Consider the following 18,146-nt stretch of genomic DNA (forward strand, 5'->3'; position numbering starts at 1 on the left):
AGTCTCGAGCAATACGTGATAAAGTGGATGCGTGTTTACACACATCAACTAGGGTGGAACCGCGGGTATATACAAGCTCGTCCCTAGGCATAAATGCCTAGAGACGAGCTTTTTTGTATTTAAAAGCGGAAGCGGCTTGCTCAGAATGTGAGGGGGATGGAGCTTCTGACATAGAGGCGCTCTTTGCCTCGGCGGAAGAAGCGAAGCCACCGAACATTCTAGCCGCTGGAGCTGGATACCCTTAAAAGCGGAGGTGGCTCGTTCAGCTCTGACTGGCTAAGGTTCTTTCACACAGAAAGTGCTTTTTACTTTCTCGTGTGAAAGGTTCTTAGACACGAAGAGCTTGCCACCGGAGCTGGATACCCCTAAAAACGGAAGCGGCTTGCTCAAGAAAGCGCCTGCTCAACAAGTACACTCTGTCATCGCCAATACGTTAACTTTTAAAAGGAGGATTTTAATATGTATTCAATGGAACAAGTTGTAAACTTAGCAAAGCATCGTGGTTTTGTTTTCCCTGGTTCTGAAATTTATGGTGGTCTTGCAAACACTTGGGATTACGGTCCACTTGGTATCGAATTAAAAAATAACGTAAAAAAAGCTTGGTGGAAAAAATTCATTCAAGAATCTCCATACAACGTTGGTTTAGACGCAGCAATTTTAATGAATCCAAAAACTTGGATCGCTTCTGGTCACGTTGGTAACTTTAACGATCCAATGATCGACTGTAAAAAGTGTAAAGCGCGTCATCGTGCTGATAAATTAATCGAAGATGCTTTAGATGCAAAAGGCATCGAAATGATCGTTGATGGTCTTACTTTCGATCAAATGGCTGACTTAATGAAAGAACACGAAGTAAAATGTCCAGACTGTGGTAGCCAAGAGTTCACAGAAATCCGTCAATTCAACCTAATGTTTAAAACATTCCAAGGTGTTACTGAATCTAGCACAAACGAAATCTTCCTTCGTCCTGAAACAGCACAAGGTATTTTCGTAAACTTCAAAAACGTACAACGCTCTATGCGTAAAAAGCTTCCATTTGGTATTGGCCAAATCGGTAAAAGTTTCCGTAACGAAATCACGCCTGGTAACTTTACATTCCGTACACGTGAATTCGAACAAATGGAACTTGAATTCTTCTGTAAACCAGGCGAAGAACTAGAATGGTTCACATTCTGGCGTAACACTTGTAAAAACTGGTTACTATCACTTGGTATGAACGAAGAAAGCATGCGCCTTCGTGACCACGGTGAAGAAGAATTATCTCACTACAGTAACGCAACAACTGATATTGAATTTAAATTCCCATTCGGCTGGGGCGAACTTTGGGGCGTTGCATCTCGTACAGACTTCGACTTAAAACGTCACATGGAACATTCTAACGAAGACTTTAACTATATCGATCCACAAACGAACGAGCGTTACGTACCATTCTGCATCGAGCCATCTCTTGGCGCAGATCGTGTAACATTAGCATTCTTATGTGATGCATATGAAGAGGAGCAATTAGAAAACGACTCTCGTACAGTTCTTCGTTTCCACCCTGCTTTAGCACCATATAAAGCAGCTATCTTACCATTGTCTAAAAAGCTATCGGAAGGCGCTGGGGAAGTATTCGCAGAACTAGCAAAAGACTTCATGGTAGATTATGACGAAACTGGTTCTATCGGTAAACGCTACCGTCGTCAAGACGAAATCGGTACACCATTCTGTATCACATATGACTTCGACTCTGTGGAAGACAAAGCTGTTACAGTACGTGACCGTGACACAATGGAACAAGTTCGTATGCCAATTAGCGAATTAAAAGGCTTCTTAGAGAAGAAAATTCAGTTCTAATTATGGAAAGGCTGCCTCTTGGCAGCCTTTTTTATGTCTCATATTGCCTGAAGGTTGATATATATAAATCCAATTTGATTTTCTAACATATAAATTGTGGCTATGAAGACAGAGACTTTCACTCATTTTCTCCTTCTGTTTTACATGGCATGAGGCTAAAAAAGGCACTAACCGCTTCTGTACATGAGCGGATCCTCTTTCCCACCTAAAAGGAAGGGGGGTATGTTGGGTTTTCAATCCGTATTTATATATTAATAACTACTAAAAAAATAGGCTGCCCCCGGCAGCCTATTTTTCTCTTTTCTCTTTAATTGCGACTGTACATCTTGAAATGCATAGTAAATCATCATTTTCATCAATGATTCGTACATCCCAAACCATTGTGGTTTGTCCTTTATGGATTGGTGTACCGATCGCTGTTACGATTCCATCACGTTTTGAGCGAATATGATTTGCATTGATTTCAAGTCCAAAGCAAATACACTTTTCTTGATCAATTAAATTATAGGAGCCTACGCTCGCTACCGTTTCTGCCAATGCAACTGATGCACCACCATGTAAAAAACCAAACGGTTGGTGTGTACGTCCATCTACTGGCATCGTTGCCACCACTTTCTCCTCTGTCATTTCTAACAGTTCAATCCCAAGTGCATCCATCAATGTTTTTGGCATACTACTTCCCCCTTTTCCTTATTAAAAAATGTATAATTTCCCCTATTTCTTTTCAAACTATCCATAGCGTTTATCTAAGGAGGTTCCATCTATATGAAAAATAAATTCTGTATTCTATTACTCTTAGTCTCCTTGCTCATTATTGTACCAAATTGTACGAATGCAGCCCACCCTTCTGACCTGACAATCGATATTAAGACTGTTACGCAAAAAGGTAAGAAACCTTATTTAGAATATCAAATTAGTAGACCTTACTTTAGTAACTTTTACGATCCGGAATTTCAAAAGAAGTTGAATACATACTACAAGACAACGACAGATCGTTTTAAAACAACATTAACAAAAGAAGCGAAAAAATACTATAAAGAAGCTCAGGAATCAGATGCCCCTTTCCACCCATATGTTGCAAATGTTGATTATAAAGTCACATTACAGCAGTCTCCCTTACTTAGCTTATATGTAAATTATTATCAATATACAGGCGGAGCACACGGCCTCTATACATGGAAAGCAAATACATTTGATTTAAAAGAAAAGAAAATATTACGCTTAGCCGATTTATTTCAAAAGGGCAGCAACTATAAAGATATTATTCGTACAGAAATCGTTAAACAAATTAAACAAGATGAAAGTATTTACTTTCCAGATGCAGCTGAGAAAGTGATGAGTACAAAGAAATTCAATTACTTTTTAGAACCAGATAACCTTGTCATTTATTTCTCTTTATATGAGATCGCTCCTTATGCAAGTGGAATTCCGCAATTTCGGATTCCATACACATTATTTAGGGAATCACTAGAGCCTAACTATCAAAACATTTTAATTGACAATAAATAGATGAATTAGCTACGATAATGTTAACCTAACAACAGCAGGAGGTTAACATTATGAAACAATTACGTGCTTTAGACTTAGCACTAGCTGCCATGTTTGTTGCACTCATGGCAATCGGTGCGAATATCGTATCTTGGGCACCATTTTTACAAGTAGCTGGTGTTCCACTTTCTATGCAACCATTTTTCGCTATTTTAGCGGGACTTCTTCTTGGAAGCAGACTTGGTACCTTATCTATGACTGTTTATATGCTTGTTGGAGTTGCAGGAGCACCGATTTTCGCAAATTTCAAAGCCGGATTTGGAGCACTGTTAGATCCTACTGGCGGTTTTATTATCGCATTTATTATTGTTGCTTACATATCAGGAAAACTAGTAGAACAAAGAGAAAAACCACAGTTCGGTACATTTGCAATTGCTTCTTTTACCGGAATTATTTTAACGTATATCATCGGTACTACTTATATGTATGCAGCTGTAAACTTTTGGATGGGCGGAAATATGAGTTACAAAGCAGCTTGGGCAATTATGATGTGGTTTGCGGTGAAAGATATTCTTTTTACAATTATCGGTGCTGTCATTGCCCCTCGCATATATTATGCAGTTCGTCGTTCTGCTTATCAACATTCTCATTCGACACTATAATAATGAAAAAAAGAGTTACTCCGCTGCGTGGAGTAACTCTTTTTATATTAAGATTCTTGCTTCATTTGCTCTTCTAAAATTTTCTTCATCATAACAAGCATGTCATCTCTTAGCTCTTCATGCTGAAGTGCCATTTCAATTGTCGTTTGAACAAAGCCTACTTTTTCCCCAACATCGTAACGCTTTCCTTCAAAGTCATAAGCAAATACACGTTGAATTTCATTTAAGCTTTGAATCGCATCTGTTAATTGAATTTCGCCACCTGCACCAATATTCTGGTTTTCTAAGAACATAAAGATTTCAGGTGTTAAGATATAACGTCCCATAATCGCTAAGTTTGAAGGTGCTGTACCTTGCGCTGGCTTCTCAACAAACTTTCGAACTTGATAACGACGACCCTCTTGTTCTAATGGATCAATAATTCCATAACGATGTGTTTCTGTTTCTGGAACAGTTTGTACACCGATAACAGATGAAAGTGTTTTATCATATTCATCCATTAATTGGCGTAAACATGGCTTTTCAGCTTGAACAATATCATCACCTAATAAAACAGCGAATGGTTCATCACCAATGAATTTACGCGCGCACCAAACTGCATGCCCTAGTCCTTTTGGTTCTTTTTGTCGGATATAATGAATATCAACCATTTTAGAAGAAGCTTGGACTTTTTCAAGTAACTCATATTTTTTCTTCTCTAATAAGTTTTGTTCTAGTTCGAACGCATTATCGAAATGATCTTCAATTGAACGCTTTCCTTTACCAGTAACAATAATAATATCTTCAATTCCAGATGCCACAGCTTCTTCTACAATATATTGAATTGTTGGCTTATCTACAATTGGAAGCATTTCTTTCGGCATCGCTTTTGTTGCTGGTAAAAAACGCGTTCCTAATCCAGCAGCAGGAATAATCGCTTTTCTCACTGTTTTCATAATAAATACCCTCTCTTCTGTTCTAATCGTCACATACCTTTTCTTATTGTATGGTGTAATGCTCTAAATTCTATTAGGTGAAACTTTAATCGGCCCTTGGTAATCAAAATATTACAGGCAGTATACAACATCAATTCTTTTCTTCTTACAAAGCCTTACATATGAAATATCATTGCTCATTATACATAGAGCAGGTTTCTTCCAGATGCAAGAAAAAAGGAGGCCGTTCTACGTTCTCCTCTTTTCTCTTCCACTAATGGAAATAACACTCTATCTTATTATAAACGATTCATAACATCTTCTTTAATAGCAAGTAACTTTTGTTCACTATTTTGTAAGGAATCATCTTTCACACCAAAATAAAACTTGATTTTTGGCTCTGTTCCAGATGGACGTAAACAGAACCAAGAACCATCTGCTAATTGATATTTTAACACATTTGATTTCGGTAAGTGAATCTCTTCTGTACTTCCATCTTTTAGTGATGTAATGATGCTTGCTTTATAATCCTCTACTGAAGTTACTTTTAAATCAGCTACTTCTTTTGGCGGATTTTCACGGAATGATGCCATCATTTCTTGAATTTTTTCTGCACCATCTTTTCCTTTTAATGTTAGCGATACAAGGTCTTCACGGAAGAAACCGTATTTCACAAACACTTCTAATAAACCATCGTATAACGTTTTTCCTTGTGATTTATAATATGCAGCTACTTCACATGCAAACAATACAGATTGAACTGCATCTTTATCACGGCAAAACGGACGAATTAAGTAGCCATAGCTTTCTTCATAACCAAATTGGAATTCATACTGTCCGCTTTCTTCATACTGCTTAATCTTCTCACCGATAAATTTAAATCCAGTTAATGTATCTACTGTATCTAAACCGTACGCTTTTGCAATTGTGCGACCAATTTCAGAAGTTACGATTGTTTTTAATACAACACCGTTTTCTGGAAGTGTGCCGTTTTGTTTCTTTTGTGATAATAAATAGTCAAGCATTAACGCACCTGTTTGGTTTCCTGTTAATACTTGATACTGACCAGCGTGATTACGAACAGCTACGCCAAGACGGTCTGCATCCGGATCTGTTGCGATTAACACGTCTGCTCCTACTTTTTCACCGTCGCGAATCGCAAGTTCAAACGCTGCGTGCTCTTCTGGGTTTGGTGATTTTACTGTTGAGAAGTTTGGATCTGGTAACTCTTGTTCTTTTACAACCGTTACGTCTGTAAATCCAACTGCTTCTAAGCCGCGACGCGTTGGAATATTCGATGTTCCATGCAGCGGTGTAAAGACAATCTTTAAATCTTTTCCAACTTTTTGTACCATTTCTTTATTGATAATGACTGTTTTTAACTCTGCCAAGTATGCGTCATCTACTTCTTTTCCAATGATATGTAATAAGCCTTCTGCTTTCAATTGCTCCACATCAGCAACTTCTACTGTTAATTCATCTTCTACTTCATTTACATAGCTAATTAACTCGTCTGCTTCTTTTGGTGGTAATTGCCCACCATCTTCTCCATACACTTTATAGCCGTTATATTCAGGCGGATTATGACTCGCCGTAAGAACGATTCCACTTACTGTATGTAAATAACGAACTGCAAAAGAAAGTACTGGTGTTGGACGTAAACTTTCAAATACATATGTCGTAATACCATGTGCGCCGAGAGTTGCCGCTACTTCCATTGCAAATTCAGGTGATTTATGACGTGAATCATATGCTACAACAACGCCGCGCTTCTTCGCTTCTGCACCTAATTTTTCAATAAAGTGTGCTAGTCCCTTTGTTGCTTTTCGAACAGTATATACGTTCAAACGGTTCGTACCAGCACCCAGCTCCCCGCGCATACCACCTGTACCGAATTCTAAGTTTTTATAGAAGCTATCTTCTATTTTCTTTTCATCTTGCTGCATATTTTCTAGCTGTTCTTTTAATTCTGCATCTAAGCTTGCATAGGATAGCCAGCGACTATATTCTTGTTTCCAATCCATTTTCTAATCTCCTCTCGCATGTCATAACTACATTATATGAAAAAAACGACAGGTATCTCAATATATTTTAAAATCTAACAGGATTTTACTGTAAGCATTTGTATACACTAACCCTATATACTTTAAACAAAAAGGTGAGAAAAATGGAAGAATGGGGATTATCTGAAGAGTTAAAAATAAAAACGAAACAAATGATCGAAGTTGTAGAGGGCGAATTACGTGATATGAAGCAAACTGTTGAAAAAGACGGTGAGTGTATTTTATGTAAAATGGAAGAAATTCATCATTTACTAAGTAATGTTCAAACACTAGCAGCTTCTTATTATTTAAAGGCATATTTATCACCCTATACATCAGGCTATGCTCCCATTACAACAGCAATTCAACATTTAGGTGATAGAAAACATGGTGCGTTAATTGTTGTCGAAAGAAATGATTCACTTAATTCCCTTATTCAAACTGGAACAAAACTTGAAGCTTATTTAACTGTTCCACTGCTGGAATCCATCTTTTATCCAGGCAATCCGCTTCATGACGGAGCTGTTCTCATTAAAGGAAACCATATTGTTTCAGCTGCGAACATTCTTCCTTTAACAAAAAGCATAGAAATCGATTCAAAACTAGGAACACGACATCGGGCTGCAATTGGTTTATCAGAAAAAAGCGATGCACTCATATTAGTTGTCTCTGAAGAAACGGGTCGCAGATCCTTTGCTTTAAATGGAACGTTATATACAATTTCTTTATAAAAAAGGCAGCGTAGTCCGCTGCCTTTTCTATCCCTATCTTATTCTTCTCCAAAGCGTTCAACCAGTGTCGCAAGTGTACGAACCATTGCACCTGTCGCTCCAGCTGGGCCTAAATCATGTGCACTCGTTGTATCAGATGTTCCAGCAATATCTAAATGTACCCATGGCGTTTCTTCTGCAAATTCGCCAAGGAATGTTCCGGCCATTACCGCATGACCTTCGCGGCCTGGTGAGTTATTTAAATCAGCAAATTTGCTGCCTCGAACGCGTTCTTTATCACGCTCGAAAATCGGTAATTGCCAAATTGGCTCATCTGTTTCCATGGATGCTTCTAATACTTGTTCAAATAATGCTTCATTATTTGTCATTGCACCTGTTGTGTGATTTCCAAGCGCAACGATAACACCGCCTGTTAATGTTGCAATATCAACAAGGTAGTTTGCACCAAGTTTTTTTGCATACGTAATACCATCAGCTAATGCCAAGCGGCCTTCTGCATCTGTATTTAATACTTCAATTGTTTTACCACTCATAGATGTAATGACATCATCCGGTTTAAATGCAGTACCACTCACAACGTTATCAGTTGATGGGATAACAGCAACTACGTTTTGCTCTGGGCGAAGTTCACCGATAATCTCCATTGCGCCAAGAACTGCTGCGGCGCCGCCCATATCACCTTTCATTCCTACCATGCCTTCGCGTGGTTTTAAAGAGTAACCGCCTGTATCATATGTGATCCCTTTTCCAACGAATCCGATCACATCCGTCCACTCTTCTTTTCCTTTATAAATAAGAGCAATCATTTTTGGTGGCTCTGTAGAACCTTGGTTTACAGCAAGTAACGCACCCATACCAAGCTCTTCCATTTCTTCTTTCTCAAGCACTTTATAATCCATATCATATTTCTCAGCTAATTCAACTGCATACTCTGCAAGTGTTGTTGCTGTTAATACATTAGGCGGCATATTTACAAGTGTACGAGCTGAATTTGTAGCACGTCCATGCACATATCCTACTGTTAATGCAGCTTCAATTTCTTTTGCATCCTCCGCTGTAATAACCGCAAAGTTTTCTAACTCTACACTTTCTTTTTTGTCCGTTTTATATGTTTGTAAATCATATGTACCAAGACAAGATACTTCAGCTGCAATATGCGCAACATCAATTGCATCTAATTTATCTGTTACGAAAGAATCAAGTAAAATTGCAGCTTCTTGCACTTTGTCAGCTTTTAATGTTTTAAATGCTTTACTAAGTGAAGCACGTAACGTTTCTGTTGAGTATGATTCCTTTTTGCCAAGACCGACAAAATAATAACGTTTTACATTTGTTTTTCCTAAACTATGTACTTTGGAAATAGCTTTTTTCTTTGCACTCAGCTCTTTCTCTTCTAATAAAACTTGTAATTGTCCATCAAATGCTTTATCTAATTCCTGTACAAAACTACTCACTTTTTCTTCTTCAAATAAAGCAACGATAACTGCTTCATGACTCGCTAATTCTTTTTGTACTTGAAACATGTTCAAACCCCCTAGATTTCTCTACTTTCATTATAACTGTATTTTTCCAGAAATGCGATAATTCTAACTTTTCTTTCACTTCATATATAGAATCAGCTCCGGTAATGACGGCAAATGATGTAATGGATAGTCTTCCACTTCCCCGCCCCTTTTTCTTATATAAATCCAACTTGATTTTCTAACATATAAATTGTGACTATGAAGAACAAAAAGAGACTTTCACTCATTTTTTCCTTCTGTTTTTATATGGCATGGGACTAAAAAAGACACTGACCGCTTCTATGCATGGCCGGATGCTCTCGCCAATCTAAAAAGAATGGTTTGCTATTCGTTTTTTAATTTGGATTTATATATTGTGAACCAAGACAAAGAAAAAAGTCTAGTGTTAACCTCACTAGACTATCTCTGTTTCAAATATTGACCGCGAAACACTTGCAATGTTTCATCTTGGTTCAACATCGTTAACTGCTCTTCTGTCAACTTACCGTTCCCCATTTTCACTACGTATACATTTACTTTTTTCTTACCCCACTCACTATATACATCTTGAACCGTTTCATAATATAAATCGAGTCTATTTCCTTTTATAGCTCCCCCTTTATCTGCTACCACACCATATCCATAGCCTGGTACAAAAAGGATGGTCCCAATCGGAAACACACTTAAATCAGCTGCGATTGTAGAATATATGTCACGTTTTGCCTTTACACCTGAATATGTAATGCCATACTCTGGGTGCCCGGGCCTTTTACCAGTTGATTCTATCCCTGACGTATAACCAGTTGCTGTCATTTCCATTACACGATATTTAGACCAGTCTTTTCCCTGTTCTAAAGCATTTATCACTTCTTTACTCGGAACAACTTGTTGTGCTCTTTCTGCTGCATGTACTTCCTTTACATTGCTTTCTTGATATGTTTTTATAAGCTCTGTTAAAGACACTCCAGTGAATGCTTGCCATGTCACACATAATGCTGCTACAAGTAAACAAGTCATCATAATGCGAATACCATAACGTTTTAACATTTTTATATTCCACACTCCTTCATCGTTCATCATTCCCTATACGATAAAAAAATATGCAGAAAAAAATCCCCAGTAAACTGGAGACTAGAACATTTGATATCCACTTTTCCGAAGCTTCTTTATAACAACTCCTGCTAGAATTGCCCCGAGTAACCCTGTTGATAAAATAAAAAGATCGGCTTGTCCAAGACGTAAAACGCTTGTACCAAATAAAGAAAATGTTTCCTTAGGTTTTGAAAAATAATCCCAGACACTTGCTTTACTAATAATCAACATACAAACAATCGGATAAATGATAACCATCACCCAAGTAGCACGTAAAATCATGTTGAGTAAAAATCCAATTCCAAAGAAAAGTATAAAAAACAACATCATTGAAATCAGTAATACTGGAATACTCACTTTTCCCCACTCCTTCCATATATATTCAATCTAATTTCCCAACATATATTCATTTTAATTTTCAAGCATCTAAGTCGCGGCTATGAAAACAAAAGAAGATCTCCACTCGCTTTCTACTTTTGTTCTCACTTGGCATGGGACGAAAAAAGGCACTGACCGCTTCCATGCATGGCCGGATGCTCTCTCCCATTTAAAAAAATGCCTTGATGTTAGTTTTTTAATTTGGATTTATATACTTCTTATCCCCTGCCGTAAATACATGATACGATGTATATCCAAATTGATCTCCTGGATTTAATGTTGTATCCATCTTAAGAACCGGTCCTGTATTCCCTTCTAATAAATAACGAATTAATATGGAAGTATTTTGATCATATGCAATATCTTTCGGATATAAAAATGCGACTTCTGACAATTCCTCCTCTTGAACAGTAACCTCTTCTCCTTCTGGTTCCAATAGAAAAATAATCATGTTATCACTAATTTCATCACGAATAACACCAGAGCGAATACCAATCACTCCTTTTACATGTGTAGTAACGCCTGTCTCTTCCAAAACTTCACGTTTTACAGCTTCATCAATGGTTTCACCTTCATTGACAAAGCCCGCTGGTAATGACCATTTCCCTTTTAATCCGCTATATTTTTTCTTAACGAAGAGCCATCTCCCATCTTTTGTCGCTACTAGTCCGCTTACAGCTAGCCAAACTTTCCCACGCTTCCCCATGATGCAAAACCCCTTCCGATTAAACGAACAGAATATTCATTCTTTTCTATGTATTATACTATATTTTTCAGTGAGAATAATATAATCTTCCTTGTTCTTCAGTTACTACGTTTCTTTCTACCCTTCTACACCTTCCGTATATTTGATATAATGTTAATATATGTAATTTTATCACTTGTAAAAAGGTCTCGAATCACTTCAAAATTCTTCCTTGACATCACACCTATTCATTGCGAAAGGAGTTAAAAGTAAAATGAGAAATCCATCAAAAAAATCCAATATTGTATTTGTAACATTAATTTCTGCATTACTCTTCTGCGCTGTCTTAATTGTCTCTTCACTTTCACCACTTGCTAATTTAGGACCTAATGCAAATAAATTTAACTCTTTAGGCATGTGGAAATCAATCGGCACGATTTTACTATTTTATATCGTACCTCTATTTCTTTATATCGTAGGGGTGAAGACAATGCGATTCATTATGGCTTTTCTTTGCGGTATGGGGCTATTCATACATCTCGTGATACTTACAGTCGTATGTATTGTAATACGCGTAAGTGACTATAACGCCTCCTCTTTCTTAGGAGTCATCATTGTTTGCACAGCGGTAATAATCACAAACATCATTTGGTTTTTTGTTGCTTTTCGCCCAAAAAGAAATTCTACTTATACACTGAATGTACGATGAAATAGAAGTTTAAGAAAAGCTTGTATTACACAAAAAGCAGAAACGACTCATAGCCGTTTCTGCTTTTTTCTACTATATCCCTCTTTTGATTTTCCAACATATAAAACACGGCTGTGAAAACAAAAGTGGATCTCCACTCGTTTACTTCCCTTGTTTTAATATGGCATGGGGTAGGAAAAGGCCCTGACCGTTTCTACCCATGGCCGGATGCTCTCTTCCATCAAAAGAGAAAGTTTTTTTCATTTATATTTATATATTAAAAGAACTTCAATTTACCTTTTTTCAGAACTAATAAAGGTCCGCCAAGTAAGAATAAGTAACGGTTATCGATTACTTTCTTCATGAACGAAGCTTTCCAACCTGTTAATTTTTTACCCATAACAACGCCCATTGCATCGTCATGTCCTAATGAACATACAGATCCTTTATTATCGAATACGAATTTTTTCATTTCGCCTTTACCACGAACTAACACAGCTAAGTTGTGCGCAATGTTGTAACCTTGTTGAATCGCAATTTGCGCTGTTGGTGGGTATGGACGGTTAATTTCTTCATTAATGATTAACGCTGCGTCACCAACCATAAATACATCTTCATGACCTGGAGCATGCATATACTCATCAACTTTTACACGTCCACGCATTGCTTCAAAGCCAGACTCTTCCACAATACCATTACCGCGAACACCAGCAGCCCAAACAACAGTTTCAGATTTAAGTAATTCTACATCGTCACCGTTCGCAACAAGAATACCTTCTTCAGTTGCTTCTTTAATTGCTGTACCAATGCGGAATTCTACACCTTTTTTCTCTAACTGTTTTACAGCGTACTCCACTAATTCCGGATCGAAACCAGGAAGTGCAGACGGAGCAGCCTCCACACAGATGATACGTGCTTTTTCACGTGGAACATCATACTCTTTGCAAAGTTCAGGAATTCGGTTTGCAAGCTCACCTACATACTCGATACCTGTAAATCCTGCACCACCAACAACGATTGTTACTAACTCATCACGCTTTTCAGTCGCATATTGAGAGAACTTGTATTCCATATGCTCACGAATTTGACGAGTTGCATTAATGTTAGTAATCGAGAATGCATGCTCTTTCAATCCTTTAATGCCAAATGTTTCAGACTCAAAGCCAAGACCGATTACTAAGTAATCATACTCTAACTCAGCATTTTTTAAAATAACGCGTTTTTCAGCTGCTTTAATTTCTACAACTGTATCTTGTACAAAGTTTACTTTATTTGTATCAATAACGTCTTGAATGTCGAGACGGATTTTATCATGATGTAATGTGCCAGCTGCACTTTCATGTAACCAAGTTGCTTGGTAGTGATAGCTGTTGTTGTTTACTAACGTAATTTCAGCTTCACTTACAGATAATGCTTTTTGCAGACGAACAGTCGTAATCATCCCGCCATAACCTGCACCTAAAACTACGATTTTTGGAGTTTTCACTCAATCACAACCCTTTTCTTTATATAATAGTAATGAAAAATAAGACCAAAGTGTTAAACACTTACTTTGTCAAGAATGTGGAATTCCTCACATTCTCAAGCATAACAAAACTTATTCAAAAAATCTTACGAAATTTGTCATAAAAAATTAACATAATACTTTCCTATATTAGTCGGTTTCATTTCATAATTCAAGCACCTAGCGAATTATCAATATTTTAAAATAACATAGCGTTTTCAAGGGTTTTCCAACCTTTTTTACATGTATTTTCCTAGTTGGTATATTTTATACATTTTTAACTTAACTATGCACAAGCTTACATATAATTCAGTCATTTCTTGCAGTATTCTAAACCTAAATATGTTATCATTTATTGTAAAGTGTAATCTTATTTGCAGGATTTCCGTATACATATGAACAATATATGGAATCAATATCAAAATTCCATCTATAGGGGGAATAAATAGTGACAGAAAATCAAAAAGTTTACGACATAACGATTATCGGTGGAGGTCCAACAGGATTATTCACAGCGTTTTATGGCGGCATGAGACAGGCCAGTGTAAAAATTATTGAAAGCTTACCGCAACTTGGAGGACAATTATCCGCACTATACCCTGAAAAATATATTTACGACGTAGCCGGATTCCCGAAAGTACGCGCGCAAGAACTTGTTGATAATTTAAAGGAACAAATGAAAAAGTTTGACCCAACTGTTTGCTTAGAAGAAGCAGTTGATACCCTTGAAAAGCAAGCCGATGGCGTATTTAAGCTTGTAACAAATAAGGAAACGCACTATTCTAAATCTGTCATTATTACAGCTGGTAATGGAGCTTTCCAACCACGCCGTTTAGAATTGGAGGGTGTGGAAAAATTCGAGAAGAAAAATCTACACTATTTCGTTGATGATATGAATAAATTCGCTGGGAAACGCGTCGTTGTATTTGGTGGCGGCGACTCTGCAGTGGACTGGACAATGATGTTAGAACCAATCGCTGAACAAGTAACAATCGTTCATCGCCGTGATAAATTCCGCGCTCATGAGCACAGCGTAGAAAACTTAATGAACTCTCGCGCAGATGTAAAAACACCTTACGTTCCAGTCGAATTAATTGGCGAAGACAAGATCGAACAAGTTGTATTACAGCATGTAAAAACGGAAGAAAAAGTTGTGATTGACGTTGATGATGTCATCATAAACTATGGCTTCGTTTCTTCTCTTGGTCCAATTAAAAACTGGGGCCTAGACATTCAAAAAAACAGCATCGTTGTAAACTCTAAAATGGAAACAAACATCCCTGGTATTTACGCAGCTGGTGATATTTGTACATATGAAGGAAAAGTAAAACTGATTGCATGTGGATTTGGTGAAGCTCCAACAGCAGTAAACAATGCAAAAGCTTACATCGATCCAAATGCAAAACTGCAACCAATGCATAGTTCTAGTATGTTTTAATTTATAGATGAAACGGACTCCTTTCGTACGAAGGGGGTCTTTTTTTATAATCCTCTCCTCCTCTTTAAGACAAACTACAACACAAATATATAAATCCAATAAAAAAAACGAACATCAAACCATTCTTTTCAGATTGGCGAGAGCATCCGGCCATGCATAGAAGCGGTCAGTGCCTTTTTTCGCCCCATGCCATGTGAAAACAGAAGGAAAAAATGAGTGAAAGTCTCTGTCTGTTCTCCATAGCCATAATTTATCTGTTAGAAAATCAAATTAGATTTATATAGAAAGGTGGTTTTGATATGGATATTAGATGGAAAAGTGAAGATGTTATTTTTGACACACTAAGGGAAGCTGAAGTATGGGCTGACTCGATCGCAAACGAAATATACGGAAGAACGATTGACGGGTATATAACACCTGACTATAAGATTGCTTACGCTCTGTCATTTTTCTTAGCTTCTGTTCCTACCTTCATCGTTCACACAGAAGAAGCGGTAATTACAGATTCATTTATTTATAAAGTCTGGGTAACCACTTTAACCAATGCTGGGTAAAAAAACATTCAAAGGATACCTCTCAATCCTCCCCTTCTCTGTATAATTATGGTACAATCAAAAGGAACGTTTGTTCTCATAAAAAAAAAGGGGGATTATAAAACATGATTCAACCAAAGATTATTAAAAAAGAAGCTTTCCAAGCCATCGGTATTTCTATCACAACAAATAATGAAATGGAAACATCAGCTGAAGGACAGATTCCTCACCTATGGAACCACTACTATCAAGATCAAGTCATGAATCAAATTCCTAATAAAAACGCTCAAACAACACTAGCATTGTATTCAGATTACGAGTCCGATGAAACCGGAACATATACATACACAATTGGTATGCCGGTCTCTTCACTAGACACAATCCCTGGAAATATGAAATTTCTTACAATACCTACTCAGACATATGCAGTATTTACAACACGTAAGGGTCCTGTATCAGAAATCGTATACGAAACATGGCAAGATATTTGGAACTGGTCAAAAGAAAATAAACGCGCTTTTACAATTGACTTTGAGCTCTATGATGAAAGAGCTATTGATCCAAATGATGCACAGGTTGATATTTATATCGCACTCGCTTAATCCATTTCATACATTAATATTATTCTGCACTCTTTACCTCAAAAGACACAGCGAATCTTCGCTGTGTCTTTTTTGTTACTACACTACATTTTATAATGCAATCCATATTTATCAGTTCATTACATATACATTCAATTTCTCCAAACCTTACAAAACTGTGAGTTTTTTGTAAGATGAATCGATAGTACTTTACTGCATTCTACCGCATACTAAAAGTACAACAACAAACAATATTTCATGAGGTGATATATATGAACGGAAATAAATTATTATCTGCTTTTTCATACTGGAGTGTTTTCTTTGCTCCTATTTTATTCCCAATTATTGTTTGGATTATAGGTGAAAATGAAACGAAATCCCATGCAAAACGAGCGCTATGGACACATATTATTCCAAGTATCGCAGCCTTTGTAGGAATGATTGTAGTAGGAATTATGGGACTTGGTTCCAATCAACCTGATGTGACACTTGGCATCGGTGCGATTATTACTTTATGCATTTGTAGTATTATTAGCCTATACTTCTTTATTTGGAATATCGTAAAAGGAATTCAAGTCATGAAATCCTAACATGAAAAGCCATCAAACACTCCAAGCGGAGAGAACGTCTGATGGTTTTTTTATGTTTTCTACTGTAAGATGCCCCCCTCTTTTTTTGTCTTTAAAAATCCACTGGGCAAATCTTCTATTATTGTCTACAATGAAAAAGTACAGTATAGAAATATTAAAAACTGTATAAAACGATTGTTAACAGGATTTTATATTCATTTAAAATTGGTACATAGAAAGGAAGCAATATGGAGGAACTACAACAAAACAAATCTGCTCCAGTAGAAAGTGGAACACCTTTGCTAAAAAATACAAATTTCCTATTTCTCTGGGCAGCTACATTATTCTCAAGCTTTGCTTTAGCCTTTTTTACATTTTCCCAAACTTGGTACATAGCCAAAACATTAAATCTTGAAGCCTCACTAGGCGTTGTCTTTGTTGCGCTTAGCGTCCCAAGACTTATCTTTATGATTGTTGGAGGAGCTGTGGCAGATAAGTTTCCGAAAAAAAATATTATGTTTTACTCAAATATCATTCGTGCGCTTCTTGTCGCAACAATTTTAACTTGGTTTATCGTTGGTCATGTAACATTATATACGTTTGCTTTGTTTGCCTTGTTTTTTGGATTAGCGGATGCCTTCTTTTGGTCAGCGGACGGTTCCATTCTCCCTGAGCTTGTAGAAAAACACCGTTTAACACAGGCAAATTCACTTACACAAATGACAAACCAAGCGTCAGTCATTTTAGGACCTGTATTTGGTGGAATCCTCATTAAATTTAGTAATTATGAGACCATCTTTACCATTACCATTCTATTGCTCATTGTTGCTGCTATACTCGTCCAAAAAATTCAATATACCGTGCAAGTAGAACAGGATGCAGACAAAGGAATGTTTACATCTATTAAAGAAGGCATTTTGTACGTAAAGGAATCACCTTTTCTTTCAACATTCCTTATCTGTAGTGCCTTTCTAAATTTATTTTTAATCGGTCCAATGCAAGTTGGTTTCCCATTATTTATCAAAAACGTTCTTCATGGTGACTCGCTTCAATTTAGTTACTTAGAAGCCGCTGTTGGAGGCGGAATGGCAATTGGTGCTGTCATTGTTGGACTTAAAAATATTAATCGCAGACGCGGACTATTTTGCATCATTATGATGCTATTATCTGGCGTTTTCTTCTTATCCATTAACTTCAGTACAGCACTTTGGCAAGCACTACTCGCAGGCGCATTTTACGGTATTACCATTGCCATGGCCATCGTTCCATTAATGGCAATGATTCAATCTACTGTCAAAGAAGAAATGATGGGGCGTGTCATGAGCTTACTGATGCTGTCATCTATGGGCTTCATCCCGCTTTCCTATGCATTTACATCGCTCGCGCTTGCAGCTGGTATTCCGATTGTGACGATTATGAAAAGCGGTGCTATCGCTGTTATTGTCTTTGTACTATTTGTGGCGATTCGCGTTCCTGTTGTACGAAAATTCGATTGATCGAAAA

The 18,146-nt window shown here is 37.1% G+C and carries 19 protein-coding genes; 11 read left to right on the top strand and 8 right to left on the bottom strand.

From position 1 onward, the window contains the following. The first annotated feature begins 113 nt into the window (after positions 1-113). A complete protein-coding gene (locus tag KFD70_RS02875; protein WP_431612909.1) occupies positions 114-245 on the top strand; it encodes a hypothetical protein in 132 nt (43 codons plus the stop codon). A 214-nt stretch (positions 246-459) separates the two neighbouring features. Beyond that, positions 460-1,836 (top strand): glycine--tRNA ligase, encoded by a 1,377-nt coding sequence (locus KFD70_RS02880; RefSeq protein ID WP_336453476.1) that lies wholly within the window; start codon positions 460-462, stop codon positions 1,834-1,836. Between the two features lie 288 nt (positions 1,837-2,124). On the opposite strand, the gene KFD70_RS02885 is transcribed toward KFD70_RS02880, so the two are convergent. After that, entirely contained in the window at positions 2,125-2,508 is a 384-nt protein-coding gene (locus KFD70_RS02885) for a hotdog fold thioesterase (protein WP_098491833.1), read from the bottom strand. Between the two features lie 93 nt (positions 2,509-2,601). Between KFD70_RS02885 and KFD70_RS02890 the strand changes: the two genes are divergently transcribed. Continuing rightward, a complete protein-coding gene (locus tag KFD70_RS02890) occupies positions 2,602-3,345 on the top strand; it encodes a DUF3298 and DUF4163 domain-containing protein (RefSeq protein WP_336453475.1) in 744 nt (247 codons plus the stop codon). Between the two features lie 50 nt (positions 3,346-3,395). Continuing rightward, a complete protein-coding gene (locus KFD70_RS02895; protein WP_336453474.1) occupies positions 3,396-3,986 on the top strand; it encodes a biotin transporter BioY in 591 nt (196 codons plus the stop codon). 47 nt (positions 3,987-4,033) lie between these two features. Here KFD70_RS02895 and galU read toward each other — a convergent pair whose 3' ends face one another. Further along, complete coding sequence (gene galU, locus KFD70_RS02900; protein ID WP_336453473.1) at positions 4,034-4,921, bottom strand: UTP--glucose-1-phosphate uridylyltransferase GalU; 888 nt, start codon at positions 4,919-4,921, stop codon at positions 4,034-4,036. A 278-nt stretch (positions 4,922-5,199) separates the two neighbouring features. Beyond that, complete coding sequence (locus tag KFD70_RS02905; RefSeq protein WP_431612911.1) at positions 5,200-6,924, bottom strand: phospho-sugar mutase; 1,725 nt, start codon at positions 6,922-6,924, stop codon at positions 5,200-5,202. Positions 6,925-7,067: 143 nt separating this feature from the next. Between KFD70_RS02905 and cdaS the strand changes: the two genes are divergently transcribed. Beyond that, positions 7,068-7,673 (top strand): sporulation-specific diadenylate cyclase CdaS, encoded by a 606-nt coding sequence (gene cdaS / locus KFD70_RS02910; protein ID WP_336453471.1) that lies wholly within the window; start codon positions 7,068-7,070, stop codon positions 7,671-7,673. Positions 7,674-7,711: 38 nt separating this feature from the next. Here cdaS and KFD70_RS02915 read toward each other — a convergent pair whose 3' ends face one another. The 4 genes from KFD70_RS02915 to KFD70_RS02930 all read right to left on the bottom strand — a co-directional run bounded on the left by KFD70_RS02915 (position 7,712) and on the right by KFD70_RS02930 (position 11,351). Beyond that, complete coding sequence (locus tag KFD70_RS02915) at positions 7,712-9,196, bottom strand: leucyl aminopeptidase (RefSeq protein ID WP_431612912.1); 1,485 nt, start codon at positions 9,194-9,196, stop codon at positions 7,712-7,714. Between the two features lie 399 nt (positions 9,197-9,595). Continuing rightward, on the bottom strand, positions 9,596-10,222 hold the full coding sequence (locus KFD70_RS02920) for a 3D domain-containing protein (protein WP_336453469.1): 627 nt from the start codon (positions 10,220-10,222) through the stop codon (positions 9,596-9,598). Positions 10,223-10,306: 84 nt separating this feature from the next. Beyond that, positions 10,307-10,624 carry a YuiB family protein gene (locus KFD70_RS02925; protein ID WP_336453468.1) on the bottom strand — a complete coding sequence of 106 codons (318 nt, stop codon included), beginning with the start codon at positions 10,622-10,624 and terminating at the stop codon, positions 10,307-10,309. A gap of 217 nt (positions 10,625-10,841) precedes the next feature. Beyond that, on the bottom strand, positions 10,842-11,351 hold the full coding sequence (locus tag KFD70_RS02930) for an NUDIX hydrolase (RefSeq protein ID WP_336453467.1): 510 nt from the start codon (positions 11,349-11,351) through the stop codon (positions 10,842-10,844). Between the two features lie 253 nt (positions 11,352-11,604). Here KFD70_RS02930 and KFD70_RS02935 point away from each other — a divergent pair, with 253 nt between their 5' ends. Then, positions 11,605-12,039 carry a DUF5391 family protein gene (locus KFD70_RS02935; protein ID WP_336453466.1) on the top strand — a complete coding sequence of 145 codons (435 nt, stop codon included), beginning with the start codon at positions 11,605-11,607 and terminating at the stop codon, positions 12,037-12,039. Between the two features lie 256 nt (positions 12,040-12,295). Here KFD70_RS02935 and KFD70_RS02940 read toward each other — a convergent pair whose 3' ends face one another. Continuing rightward, positions 12,296-13,504, bottom strand: coding sequence for an NAD(P)/FAD-dependent oxidoreductase (locus KFD70_RS02940; RefSeq protein ID WP_431612913.1), 1,209 nt, complete (start codon positions 13,502-13,504; stop codon positions 12,296-12,298). Positions 13,505-13,970: 466 nt separating this feature from the next. Here KFD70_RS02940 and KFD70_RS02945 point away from each other — a divergent pair, with 466 nt between their 5' ends. From KFD70_RS02945 to KFD70_RS02965, 5 genes are all read left to right on the top strand, one after another. Further along, positions 13,971-14,960 (top strand): NAD(P)/FAD-dependent oxidoreductase, encoded by a 990-nt coding sequence (locus tag KFD70_RS02945; protein WP_336453464.1) that lies wholly within the window; start codon positions 13,971-13,973, stop codon positions 14,958-14,960. 305 nt (positions 14,961-15,265) lie between these two features. Then, entirely contained in the window at positions 15,266-15,514 is a 249-nt protein-coding gene (locus KFD70_RS02950) for a hypothetical protein (RefSeq protein WP_336453502.1), read from the top strand. A 104-nt stretch (positions 15,515-15,618) separates the two neighbouring features. Then, positions 15,619-16,095 (top strand): GyrI-like domain-containing protein, encoded by a 477-nt coding sequence (locus KFD70_RS02955; RefSeq protein WP_336453463.1) that lies wholly within the window; start codon positions 15,619-15,621, stop codon positions 16,093-16,095. A gap of 251 nt (positions 16,096-16,346) precedes the next feature. Continuing rightward, positions 16,347-16,664, top strand: a complete 318-nt coding sequence (locus tag KFD70_RS02960) for a magnetosome magnetite crystal formation protein family (RefSeq protein WP_098492748.1) — start codon at positions 16,347-16,349, stop codon at positions 16,662-16,664. A gap of 227 nt (positions 16,665-16,891) precedes the next feature. Beyond that, on the top strand, positions 16,892-18,139 hold the full coding sequence (locus KFD70_RS02965) for an MFS transporter (protein ID WP_336453462.1): 1,248 nt from the start codon (positions 16,892-16,894) through the stop codon (positions 18,137-18,139). Positions 18,140-18,146: the final 7 nt, after the last annotated feature.

The organism is Bacillus pfraonensis, from assembly GCF_050768835.1.
Classification (GTDB): Bacteria; Bacillota; Bacilli; order Bacillales; family Bacillaceae_G; genus Bacillus_A; species Bacillus_A pfraonensis.

Bases quoted from the DNA above. Each gene is read 5' to 3' on its own strand.
- KFD70_RS02880 (WP_336453476.1), top strand. From the start codon at position 460: ATGTATTCAATGGAACAAGTTGTAAACTTAGCAAAGCATCGTGGTTTT.
- KFD70_RS02885 (WP_098491833.1), bottom strand. From the start codon at position 2,508: ATGCCAAAAACATTGATGGATGCACTTGGGATTGAACTGTTAGAAATG.
- KFD70_RS02890 (WP_336453475.1), top strand. From the start codon at position 2,602: ATGAAAAATAAATTCTGTATTCTATTACTCTTAGTCTCCTTGCTCATT.
- KFD70_RS02895 (WP_336453474.1), top strand. From the start codon at position 3,396: ATGAAACAATTACGTGCTTTAGACTTAGCACTAGCTGCCATGTTTGTT.
- galU (WP_336453473.1), bottom strand. From the start codon at position 4,921: ATGAAAACAGTGAGAAAAGCGATTATTCCTGCTGCTGGATTAGGAACG.
- KFD70_RS02905 (WP_431612911.1), bottom strand. From the start codon at position 6,924: ATGGATTGGAAACAAGAATATAGTCGCTGGCTATCCTATGCAAGCTTA.
- cdaS (WP_336453471.1), top strand. From the start codon at position 7,068: ATGGAAGAATGGGGATTATCTGAAGAGTTAAAAATAAAAACGAAACAA.
- KFD70_RS02915 (WP_431612912.1), bottom strand. From the start codon at position 9,196: ATGTTTCAAGTACAAAAAGAATTAGCGAGTCATGAAGCAGTTATCGTT.
- KFD70_RS02920 (WP_336453469.1), bottom strand. From the start codon at position 10,222: ATGTTAAAACGTTATGGTATTCGCATTATGATGACTTGTTTACTTGTA.
- KFD70_RS02930 (WP_336453467.1), bottom strand. From the start codon at position 11,351: ATGGGGAAGCGTGGGAAAGTTTGGCTAGCTGTAAGCGGACTAGTAGCG.
- KFD70_RS02935 (WP_336453466.1), top strand. From the start codon at position 11,605: ATGAGAAATCCATCAAAAAAATCCAATATTGTATTTGTAACATTAATT.
- KFD70_RS02955 (WP_336453463.1), top strand. From the start codon at position 15,619: ATGATTCAACCAAAGATTATTAAAAAAGAAGCTTTCCAAGCCATCGGT.
- KFD70_RS02960 (WP_098492748.1), top strand. From the start codon at position 16,347: ATGAACGGAAATAAATTATTATCTGCTTTTTCATACTGGAGTGTTTTC.
- KFD70_RS02965 (WP_336453462.1), top strand. From the start codon at position 16,892: ATGGAGGAACTACAACAAAACAAATCTGCTCCAGTAGAAAGTGGAACA.